General features: G+C 40.8%; 7 protein-coding genes. 6 read left to right on the top strand and 1 reads right to left on the bottom strand.

Going from position 1 to position 11,246, the window contains the following annotated elements:
• Positions 1-33 precede the first annotated feature (33 nt).
• The 6 genes from CJ263_RS17555 to CJ263_RS17530 all read left to right on the top strand — a co-directional run bounded on the left by CJ263_RS17555 (position 34) and on the right by CJ263_RS17530 (position 9,391).
• Positions 34-1,806, top strand: coding sequence for an AMP-dependent synthetase/ligase (locus CJ263_RS17555; RefSeq protein WP_094998464.1), 1,773 nt, complete (start codon positions 34-36; stop codon positions 1,804-1,806).
• 142 nt (positions 1,807-1,948) lie between these two features.
• Positions 1,949-2,401, top strand: a complete 453-nt coding sequence (locus CJ263_RS17550) for a MarR family winged helix-turn-helix transcriptional regulator (protein ID WP_094998463.1) — start codon at positions 1,949-1,951, stop codon at positions 2,399-2,401.
• A gap of 16 nt (positions 2,402-2,417) precedes the next feature.
• Positions 2,418-4,823, top strand: coding sequence for a 3-hydroxyacyl-CoA dehydrogenase/enoyl-CoA hydratase family protein (locus CJ263_RS17545; RefSeq protein ID WP_094998462.1), 2,406 nt, complete (start codon positions 2,418-2,420; stop codon positions 4,821-4,823).
• A 3-nt stretch (positions 4,824-4,826) separates the two neighbouring features.
• Positions 4,827-6,017, top strand: a complete 1,191-nt coding sequence (locus CJ263_RS17540; protein ID WP_094998461.1) for an acetyl-CoA C-acyltransferase — start codon at positions 4,827-4,829, stop codon at positions 6,015-6,017.
• A 13-nt stretch (positions 6,018-6,030) separates the two neighbouring features.
• Positions 6,031-7,839, top strand: coding sequence for an acyl-CoA dehydrogenase family protein (locus tag CJ263_RS17535; RefSeq protein ID WP_094998460.1), 1,809 nt, complete (start codon positions 6,031-6,033; stop codon positions 7,837-7,839).
• 100 nt (positions 7,840-7,939) lie between these two features.
• The gene (locus tag CJ263_RS17530; RefSeq protein WP_094998459.1) at positions 7,940-9,391 is read left to right on the top strand and encodes a pyridoxal phosphate-dependent decarboxylase family protein; all 1,452 of its coding nucleotides are present in this window, start codon (positions 7,940-7,942) and stop codon (positions 9,389-9,391) included.
• On the opposite strand, the gene CJ263_RS17525 is transcribed toward CJ263_RS17530, so the two are convergent.
• Entirely contained in the window at positions 9,378-11,183 is a 1,806-nt protein-coding gene (locus tag CJ263_RS17525; protein WP_094998458.1) for a glycoside hydrolase family 15 protein, read from the bottom strand. The two genes, CJ263_RS17530 and CJ263_RS17525, sit on opposite strands and share 14 nt — an antisense overlap.
• Positions 11,184-11,246: the final 63 nt, after the last annotated feature.

Here is an 11,246-nt window from a genome sequence, read left to right as displayed (position 1 = left end):
CACTATTTTGCAAGAAAGTTTTATAAAAAGACTATGCAAAAAGTTACCCGCCTATTCGATTTTCCTTACTATCAATTGGAAAACCATCCTTTGGAAAAATCACTCGTTACCAAATACGATGGAAAATGGATGACTACCTCCACGAAAGAATACATTGAAAAAGCAAATACCATAAGTCGGGGATTATTGAGACTTGGGGTACAACCTAATGATAAAATTGCGATTATCTCCATGACCAATCGCACGGAGTGGAACATTATGGATATAGGGGTATTACAGTTAGGAGCACAAACAGTACCCATTTATCCCACTATATCCGAAGAAGATTACGAATACGTTTTGAACCATTCTGAGGCAACCTATTGTTTTGTTTCCTGTGCAGAAGTGCTGGCCAAGGTAAATACGATAAAACCGGCATTAAAACACTTGAAAGGTGTCTATAGTTTTGATACCCTAAAAGATTGTGACAATTGGCAGGCGGTTTTGGACTTGGGAAAAGACGACACCAACCAACCAGAAGTGAACAAGCGCAAGGAACAGGTCAATGCCAATGACTTGGCCACCTTAATATATACCTCTGGAACCACTGGGAGACCCAAGGGTGTGATGTTGTCCCATGACAATATTGTTTCCAACGTTATTGCCAGTGAAAAAAGGGTTCCTTTTGAAGCCGGAGCCAGTGCACTGAGCTTTTTACCCGTATGCCACATTTTTGAAAGAATGATTCTTTATCTCTACCAATATTGTAGTATTGAAATCTATTTTGCGGAAGGATTGGATAAAATCAGCGATAATCTCAAGGAGGTAAAACCAAATGTCATGACGGTGGTTCCAAGGCTTTTGGAAAAAGTTTACGATGCCATTATAGCAAAGGGCAGTGCTTTGGGAGGAATAAAAAACAAACTATTCTTTTGGGCTGTCTCCGTAGGTTTAAAATTTGAACCCTATGGTGCAAACGGATGGTGGTACGAACAACAATTAAAATTGGCCAGAAAATTGATTTTCAGTAAATGGAAAGATGGCCTCGGGGGTAATCTAACAACTATGGTATCGGGCAGTGCGGCCTTACAACCTAGATTGAGCAGGGTCTTTGGCGCAGCAGGCATCCCTGTAATGGAAGGATACGGACTTACAGAAACCTCTCCGGTAATTGCAGTAAACCAAGAAAAAGGCGGTGGTTGGAAAATAGGTACTGTCGGCAGGGTCATTGATAAAGTGGAGGTCAAAATTGCGGATGACGGAGAAATACTATGTAAGGGACCTAACGTAATGCTGGGATATTACAAAGACAAGGAGAAAACAAATGAAGTCCTCGAGAATGGCTACTTTCATACAGGAGACATTGGTGAAATTGATACAGAGGGTTTCCTCAAAATCACCGATCGTAAAAAAGAAATGTTTAAAACATCCGGAGGTAAATATGTAGCTCCTCAATTATTGGAAAATCGTTTTAAACAGTCACGTTTTATAGAACAAATAATGGTCGTGGGTGAAGGAGAAAAAATGCCTGCTGCATTGATTCAGCCGGACTTTCAGTATTTGCATGACTGGGCAGCGAAAAAGGGTATAACCATTCCTGAGAATTCAGATATTATTATAAATCCCATAGTACTGGAGAAATATCAGACTGAGGTGGACTTGGCGAACGAACAGTTTGCAAAGTGGGAAAAGGTAAAACAGTTTAGACTTACACCAGAAGTATGGAGCGTAGAGGGAGGACACCTTACCCCTACCATGAAACTCAGAAGAAAAATTATAAAGGAAAAATATATTGACCTTTATAATGATATCTACGGACATGGCTAATCCTATCTCAATTTTAAGGAAGCTTTAATATTTTATAAATGGTACCCACCAAATAAGGTATCCCAAAGGAAAGTAAAAATTCAATTATTTATTATGCATGCATAATAAATTTTTATATATTTGGTAACCAACTAAGATTTTTATGAAGGAGGTTACCATTGATTACGCCTTAAGGGCTACCTGGCAGGCAGTAGCCAGAATGTACAATGAGGAAGCTAAAAACTTTGAAACAACAATGGCCATTGGTTTTACTTTACTGAGCATAGACCCTAAAACAGGTACCCCCTCAACTTCTTTGGGGCCAAAAATGGGCATGGAAGCTACAAGTTTGTCCAGAATACTAAAAAGTATGGAAGAAAAAGGATTGATTGAGAGAAAACCCAATCCTTCGGACGGCCGTGGCGTCCTGATACATTTGACTGATTTTGGTCTTGAAAAAAGAAAGGATTCCAAAGATGTGGTTCTAAGGTTTAATGAGGTCGTTAAAAATAATGTGTCAGAGGAAAAGCTAAAACACTTTTTTGAAGTGACCGATACCATCAACAAACTCATCTCGGACAAAAAAATTTATACAAAAGACACAACAAAAAACTAAATACAGCATAAGACACATGAACAAGCATATTAAAAAAGTTGCAGTAATTGGTTCGGGCATTATGGGAAGTGGAATCGCATGCCATTTTGCCAATATTGGAGTGGAGGTCCTACTTCTGGATATTGTACCCAGGGAATTGACGGACAAAGAAAAGTCACAAGGCCTTACCTTGCAGGATAAAGTGGCACGAAACAGACTGGTGAACGATTCCTTGGCATCGGCATTAAAATCAAAGCCCTCCCCTATTTATCATCAAAAATTCGCCGATAGAATTTCTACGGGAAATCTGGAAGATGATATTTCCAAGGTAGCAAAAGTCGATTGGATTATTGAGGTCGTTGTTGAACGACTTGATATCAAAAAACAGGTCTTTGAAAATCTGGAAAAACATAGAACTCCCGGTACCCTTATAACTTCCAATACCTCTGGTATTCCCATAAAATTTATGAGCGAAGGTAGAAGCGAGGATTTTCAAAAACACTTTTGCGGTACGCACTTCTTTAATCCTGCACGTTATCTAAAATTATTTGAAATTATTCCCGGTCCTGAGACCCTCCCAGAAGTTTTGGACTTTCTTAACGGGTATGGAGAGAAGTTCCTGGGGAAAACCTCTGTGGTCGCCAAGGATACTCCAGCTTTTATAGGAAACCGGGTAGGTATCTTCAGTATTCAGAGTTTGTTCCATACGGTCAAAGAAATGAACATGACGGTGGAGGAAGTCGACAAATTAACCGGGCCGGTAATAGGACGACCTAAATCGGCCACGTTTAGAACTGTTGACGTAGTAGGACTGGATACCTTAGTTCACGTTGCCAATGGAATTTCCGAAAACTGTAAGGATGATGAACGTCATGAACTTTTTGCACTTCCTGATTTTATTCAGACCATGATGAATAATAAATGGTTGGGCAGTAAAACAGGACAAGGTTTTTATAAAAAAGTAAAGAATGATAAGGGCAATAGTGAGATTTTAACCTTGGATTTGGACACGATGGAGTATCGTGCCAAAAAAAGTGCGAAGTTCTCCACCTTGGAGTTGACCAAAACCATTGATAAGGTTGTGGATAGGTTCCCTGTTTTGGTAGACGGAAAAGATAAAGCTGGAGAATTTTACCGTAAGAGTTTCGGTCAATTATTTGCCTATGTGTCTCACCGTATTCCAGAAATATCAGATGAATTATACAAAATCGATGACGCCATGAAAGCCGGTTTTGGCTGGGAGCACGGTCCATTCCAAATTTGGGATGCTGTAGGTCTGGATAAAGGATTAGAATTGATTGCAGCAGAGAATCAAACTGCCGCTGATTGGGTTAATGACATGAAAGCTGCAGGTATCGATTCTTTTTACAGCGTAAAAGATGGAAATACCTACTACTATGATATTCCTAAAAAGGAAATGACGAAAGTTCCCGGACAGGATGCTTTCATCATCCTGGATAACATTAGAAAATCTAAGGAAGTCTTTAAAAATAGTGGCGTGGTAATCGAGGATTTGGGAGACGGCATCCTAAATTGTGAATTCCAATCCAAGATGAACACCATTGGAGGTGATGTTTTGGCAGGACTGAACAGGGCAATCGACTTGGCCGAAAAAGATTTTCAGGGACTGGTCGTGGGTAACCAAGCTGCCAATTTTTCTGTCGGAGCCAATATCGGAATGATTTTTATGATGGCCGTTGAACAGGAGTATGATGAATTGAACATGGCCATTAAAATGTTCCAGGACACCATGATGCGCATGCGCTATTCAGCAATCCCTACCGTTTCAGCTCCACATGGAATGACGCTAGGTGGTGGATGTGAGCTTTCCCTTCATGCGGATAAGGTGGTAGCAGCTGCGGAAACCTATATAGGATTAGTAGAATTTGGTGTGGGTGTTATTCCAGGTGGTGGAGGTTCCAAGGAATTTGCATTGAGAGCATCGGATTCCTTTAAAAAAGGGGATGTTGAATTAAATGTGCTTCAAGAGTATTTTTTAACCATCGGAATGGCAAAAGTTTCGACCTCTGCCTACGAGGCATACGATTTAGGAATATTGCAACACGGAAAGGATATCGTTGTGGTCAATAAAGACCGACAAATAGCGACCGCTAAAGAGTATGCCAAACTCATGGCCGAATCAGGTTACACGCAGCCACCTAAACGTAAGGATGTAAAGGTACTTGGAAAACAAGCCTTGGGAATGTTCTTGGTAGGCACAGATTCTATGGAAGCCAGTCACTATATAAGTGAGCATGATAAAAAGATTGCGAATAAATTGGCCTATGTAATGGCCGGGGGAGATTTATCCGAACCCACCATGGTTTCAGAACAGTATTTGTTGGATCTAGAGCGCGAGGCATTCCTTTCACTTTGTACGGAAAGAAAAACCTTGGAACGCATTCAGCATATGTTAAAAACAGGTAAACCACTAAGAAATTAAAAAATGAAAACAGCATATATAGTAAAAGGGTATCGAACCGCAGTAGGAAAAGCGCCAAAAGGTGTATTCCGCTTTAAACGGACGGATGAACTAGCGGCGGAAACCATTGAGTACATGATGAAGGAGTTACCCAATTTGGACAAAAAAAGAATTGACGATGTCATAGTAGGTAATGCAATGCCGGAAGGTGCACAAGGTCTTAATATGGGACGCCTAATTTCCCTTATGGGCCTAGATATTGTTGATGTTCCGGGAGTTACGGTAAACCGATTTTGTTCTTCGGGTATTGAAACCATAGGCATTGCAACCGCAAAAATCCAAGCTGGAATGGCGGATTGCATTATTGCTGGTGGAGCGGAAAGTATGAGCGCGGTACCAATGACTGGTTACAAGACCGAACTGAACTATGATTTGGTCAAAGAAGGTCATGAGGATTATTACTGGGGCATGGGAAATACGGCCGAAGCCGTTGCCCAGGAATTTAATGTTTCCCGAGAGGATCAAGACGAGTTTGCATACAATTCCCATATGAAGGCCTTAAAAGCCCAAGCAGAGGACCGTTTTCAAGACCAAATTGTTCCTATTGAAGTAGAACAAACCTATGTAGACGAAAATGGTAAAAAGGCAACCAAAAAATATACGGTTACCAAAGATGAGGGTCCTAGAAAAGGAACATCGATAGAAATTTTGAATAAACTGAGACCAGTTTTCGCGGCGAATGGTAGCGTTACCGCAGGTAATTCCTCACAAATGAGTGACGGAGCCGCCTTTGTAATGGTAATGAGTGAGGAAATGGTGAAAGAACTAAATTTAGAACCCATAGCTAGATTGGTTAACTATGCCGCAGCTGGAGTACCTCCAAGAATTATGGGTATAGGTCCGGTAGCCGCTGTTCCAAAGGCTTTAAAGCAAGCTGGTTTAAAGCAAGAAGATGTTGAATTAATAGAATTGAACGAAGCTTTTGCTTCACAATCAATCGCCGTGATACGGGAATTAAAGTTAAATCCGGATATCGTTAATGTTAACGGTGGAGCCATTGCGTTAGGACATCCACTTGGGTGTACCGGTGCAAAATTATCGGTTCAGCTTTTTGACGAAATGCGTAAAAGAAATATGCAGGGAAAATACGGTATGGTAACCATGTGTGTAGGTACCGGTCAAGGTGCAGCTGGAATCTATGAATTTTTGAATTAGAAAGTATAAACAAATGAGTACAGAAGTTAAACAGGATATACTACGAGGTGGACAATTCCTGGTCAAGGAAACAAATTGTGAAGACGTCTTCACCCTAGAAGATTTGAACGAAGAACAAAAAATGATGCGTGAGAGCACCAAAGAGTTTGTTGACCGCAAGCTTTGGGCCCACTGGGAGCGTTTTGAAAAGAAGGATTACGCCTATACGGAAGAATGTATGCGAGAAGCTGGGGAGCTAGGGTTGTTAAGCATTGCCGTTCCCGAAAAATATGAAGGTATGGGTATGGGCTTTGTCTCTACCATGTTGGTATGCGATTATATATCCGGTGCCACTGGATCTTTCAGCACGGCATTTGGAGCACATACCGGTATCGGCACCATGCCTATTACATTATATGGTACGGAAGAGCAAAAACAAAAATATGTACCTAAACTAGCTACCGGAGAATGGTTCGGCGCTTACTGTCTAACGGAACCGGGTGCGGGATCTGATGCCAATTCCGGAAAAACGAAAGCCGTACTTTCCGACGATGGTAAGTATTACAGTATTACAGGACAAAAAATGTGGATATCCAACGCCGGTTTCTGTAACCTTTTCATTGTTTTCGCCAGAATTGAGGACGATAAAAACATTACCGGATTCATTGTTGAAAATGATTCGGAGAATGGAATCACCTTAGGAGACGAAGAAAAAAAATTGGGTATTCACTCCTCCTCTACCCGTCAGGTTTTCTTCAATGAAACAAAAGTTCCTGTAGAAAACATGCTTTCCACTCGGGGTAATGGATTCAAAATTGCCATGAACGCCTTAAACATTGGACGTATTAAGTTGGCCGCAGCCTGCCTAGAGGCTCAAAGACGGGTCACTAATGAGGCGACTAAATATGCGAACGAACGCATTCAGTTTAAAACACCAATTATAAGTTTTGGTGCCATTAAAGCAAAGATAGCCGATATGGCTACCAATGCATATGTGGATGAATCGGCATGTTACAGAGCCGCTAAAAATATTGAAGATAGAATTGCGATACGCGAAGCCGATGGAAATTCGCACCAGGAAGCCGAACTAAAAGGCGTTGAAGAATATGCCATTGAATGCTCCATTTTAAAGGTAGCGGTTTCGGAACACGTACAACATACGACTGATGAAGGTATTCAAATTTTCGGTGGAATGGGCTTTAGTGCCGATACTCCTATGGAATCTGCCTGGAGGGATGCAAGAATCGCCCGTATTTATGAAGGAACCAATGAAATTAACCGAATGTTGTCCGTTGGTATGTTGATAAAAAAAGCCATGAAAGGTCATGTAGACTTATTGGGTCCGGCCACTGCGGTCGGTGAAGAGCTAATGGGCATTCCTTCATTTGAAACCCCTGATTTCTCTGAATTGTTTGCAGAAGAAAAAGACCTTTTAAAACGATTAAAGAAAGTATTCCTAATGGTGGCAGGTAGTGCAGTTCAGAAATTTGGTCCGGAATTGGAGGATCATCAACAATTGTTAATGGCCGCATCCGATATTTTGATTCAGGTTTATCTTGCAGAATCGACTTTACTAAGAACAGAAAAAAATGCAAAACGTTTTGGAGAGGAAGCACAAGCGACCCAAATTGCGATGTCCAAACTCTATTTGTACAGAGCAACGGAAATTATCATCCAAAAAGGAAAGGAAGCCATTGTTTCGTTTGCTGAAGGCGATGAACAACGTATGATGCTTATGGGGTTAAAACGTTTCACAAAATATACCAATAACCCTAATGTTATTGAATTACGCACACAAATTGCGGATAAAGTAGCATCAGATCAGGGTTACACCTTTGACTAATTCAGATTGCCCTTTTGTTTTGTTAGACAGAAGTAAAACCGCTCTAATTGGGGCGGTTTTTTTATTTGTACAAATTGCGGGAAGCATCTAATTTTGACGAATGCAGAACAATCTTTTACAAAAGGTCTATTCACCTAAGTTCTTTCAAGAAAAAGGACATCAGTTAATTAATGAGCTAACCGCCCATTTGGATGATAAATTAAATGAAAAGTCAGAAAAGGCCATTCATTGGAATGGTCCAGAAGAAGAACTGAAATTCTGGAAAGATTTTTTGAAAAATGGCGATGAAAATGACCTTTTTAAAACGATAACAGAACGTACAACCTATGTACACCACCCAAAGTATATTGGGCATCAGGTCAGTCCAGCTGCTCCTATAACAGCTTTAACGGGTATGATCAGTTCCCTGTTGAATAACGGGATGGCCGTCTATGAAATGGGTATGTCACCAAGTGCCATTGAACGTGTCGTTACGGATATAATTTGTGAGAAAATTGGTTGGGATTCAGAGGCTAGGGGCTTTTTAACTTCAGGGGGTACCTTGGCCAATCTAACGGCTCTTTTGGCTGCAAGAAAGGCGATTCTAAAGGATGATATCTGGAACGATGGACTTCAAAAGTCCATTGGAATTATGGTAAGTGAGGAAGCCCACTACTGTGTGGACAGGGCTGCAAGGATTATGGGATTGGGGGAAAAGGGAATCATAAAAATTCCTTGTACGGAATCCTTTCAAATGGATACCTCGGTTTTGGAAGAAATTTATCGGAAAGCGACTGTAGACGGCATCACTATTTTTGCCATTGTTGGTAGCGCTCCTTCCACGGCTACGGGTATTTTCGACGATTTGGAGGCTATTGGGGAATTTGCACAAAACCACAGTCTTTGGTTTCATGTGGACGGAGCCCATGGCGGTGCTGGAATCTTCTCCCAAAAATATAAGCATACCCTAAAAGGAATTGGCGGGGCCGATTCCGTTGTCATAGATGGTCACAAAATGATGATGCTACCCACCATCACAACGGCCTTATTGTTAAAAAACGGGGTATACGCCAATGCCACTTTTAGACAGAAGGCAGATTATCTCCTAACGGAGTCGGACCATGAGGACTGGTACAATTCCGGCAAAAGAACCTTTGAATGTACGAAGACCATGATGAGCATCCATTGGTTTGCTATGCTCAAGTTGTATGGTGAAGAAGTTTTTGACGCCTATGTTACCCAATTATATGATAGAGGAGCCGAGTTCGGGGGTATGATAGAAAACCATCCTTCCTTTTTAGTAGCTGTTAAACCCATGGCGAACATCGTATGTTTTAGATATACACAACCTGGTTTTTCCCAAACCCAATTAAACGATTTAAATGCCAAAATAAGACAAAACCTTTTGGAGGAAGGCGAATTTTACATTGTACAGACCAAGTTAAGGGGTTGGCATTATTTACGGGTTACCGTTATGAATCCTTTTACCACAAAACACCATTTTCAAAAGTTGTTGGATAAAATTGTTATAATGGCCCAACAACTCATTGGAAAGGAAACTATAACCTACTGATCGAGGCCAGTACCTGTTCTTCGCTTTCCTGTCTTGAAAAGTTTATAGCACATTCTATTAGGGCCAAATGGGAATAAGCCTGTGGAAAGTTTCCTAATAGCCTTTTGGTCTTAAAATCAATATCTTCACTAAAAAGACCTAAATGGTTACTGTAGGATAAAAGCTTGTCAAAATGCTTCATGGCCTTTTCCTTCTCGCCTATTTTGAACAGACTGTTTATAAACCAAAAAGTGCATATTGTAAAAGAGGATGATGGCAATCCAAAATCGTCTTCATTTTTATAACGGTACATTAATCCGTCATGACTCAGCTCCTTTTCTATCGCATGAACGGTACTTACAAATTTGGGATCCTTAGCATGAATAAATCCATAGGATTCCATTAACAAAACCGAGGCATCCATATCTGGTGAGCCGTAGGATTGAGTAAAGGCATTGACTTCCGGATTCCAAGCATTGGCGTGGATATCATTCTTGATTTCCTGCTCCAATTGAGTCCATTTTTCCAGTTTATGGGTCTTTCTGAACAACCTGGCCACCTTAATCGCCCGATCAATGGCGACCCAACACAATACTTTAGAAAAAGTAAAGTGTCTATCCTCCGTTCTAAATTCCCAAATACCCTTATCGGCTTCTTTCCAGTGATGGGAAACTATCCATACAATACCTTTGGTGATACCCCATAGATCCTCCCCATTCTCCGTATCATTACTATATTTGGACAGCTGTTCGTAAATGACATCCATTAAGATGCCGTAGATATCATTTTGTCGTTGTTTATAGGCGGCATTTCCAATACGTACCGGTTTTGAGCCTTTATAACCCGATAAATGGTCCAAGGTGTGCTCCGTCAACTTCTTCTCCTTATTGATACCGTACATAATCTGGAGTTTCTCGTCCTTATCTGGAATGAGATCCACAATAAATTGTAGGTATCTCTTGGCTACGTTCCTATGGCCCAACTCCCCTATGACCTTTATGGCCATTGAGGCATCACGAATCCAGCAGAATCTATAGTCCCAGTTACGGACCTCTCCAATAGTTTCCGGCAAGGATGTGGTTGCAGCAGCCAACACAGCTCCAGATTTATCGTATGTCAACAACTTAAGGGTAATGGCACTTCTACTGATCTGGGAATTATATTTTCTGTAGTTTGGGGTTTTACTGCTCCAATTCAACCAATATACCTTGGTTCTTTCCAGTTCTGTATACATTTTTCTTACCGTTGGCTGAAATAATTTTTCATTGTATCCCAAAAGAAAGTATCCATCATCCTTGATTTCAATGTCCCTTCCCTCTACCACAGCGTTTTTGTTAAACGAGGTGTACAGAAAGCAGGTGTCGAATTTTTCGCCATGTGTAAGACTAACAATAAAGTTCTTTTTTACATAGGTCTCGGTTTTGCCATGGGCATATTCCAATTTAGGATTATATTTCACCTTAAACCTGGGCTTACCGCTAACATGTTTAATATACCGCACCAATTCCGGAGGGGAATTATAGCCGCCATCGGGTTTTCTATATCTGGGCATAAAATCCCGAATTTCAAATACATCATTTCCCGAAGAAAATTTAGTGACCAGAACAGCCGTATGCTTTTTATAGCGTTGTTTTATCGTATAGGAATCATCCACCAATATCTCGAAACTACCACCTATTTCTTCGTCCAACAGTTTGGCGAAAAGTGAGGAGGAGTCAAACTCCGGTAAACAACACCAATCTATTGATCCATTTTTTGACACCAAGGCCGCACTTCTACAATTCCCTATTATTCCGTAATCTAAATTATTCATTCAATAAAAATCTTGATTCATTTAAGCTTTCAATTGCTATTACCCTTCTTTTTCCCGAAATTG

The sequence above is a fragment of the Maribacter cobaltidurans genome (assembly GCF_002269385.1).
Taxonomy (GTDB): domain Bacteria; phylum Bacteroidota; class Bacteroidia; order Flavobacteriales; family Flavobacteriaceae; genus Maribacter; species Maribacter cobaltidurans.
This window is presented reverse-complemented; position numbering and strand designations above follow the sequence as displayed.

Bases quoted from the DNA above. Each gene is read 5' to 3' on its own strand.
- CJ263_RS17555 (WP_094998464.1), top strand. From the start codon at position 34: ATGCAAAAAGTTACCCGCCTATTCGATTTTCCTTACTATCAATTGGAA.
- CJ263_RS17550 (WP_094998463.1), top strand. From the start codon at position 1,949: ATGAAGGAGGTTACCATTGATTACGCCTTAAGGGCTACCTGGCAGGCA.
- CJ263_RS17545 (WP_094998462.1), top strand. From the start codon at position 2,418: ATGAACAAGCATATTAAAAAAGTTGCAGTAATTGGTTCGGGCATTATG.
- CJ263_RS17540 (WP_094998461.1), top strand. From the start codon at position 4,827: ATGAAAACAGCATATATAGTAAAAGGGTATCGAACCGCAGTAGGAAAA.
- CJ263_RS17535 (WP_094998460.1), top strand. From the start codon at position 6,031: ATGAGTACAGAAGTTAAACAGGATATACTACGAGGTGGACAATTCCTG.
- CJ263_RS17530 (WP_094998459.1), top strand. From the start codon at position 7,940: ATGCAGAACAATCTTTTACAAAAGGTCTATTCACCTAAGTTCTTTCAA.
- CJ263_RS17525 (WP_094998458.1), bottom strand. From the start codon at position 11,183: ATGAATAATTTAGATTACGGAATAATAGGGAATTGTAGAAGTGCGGCC.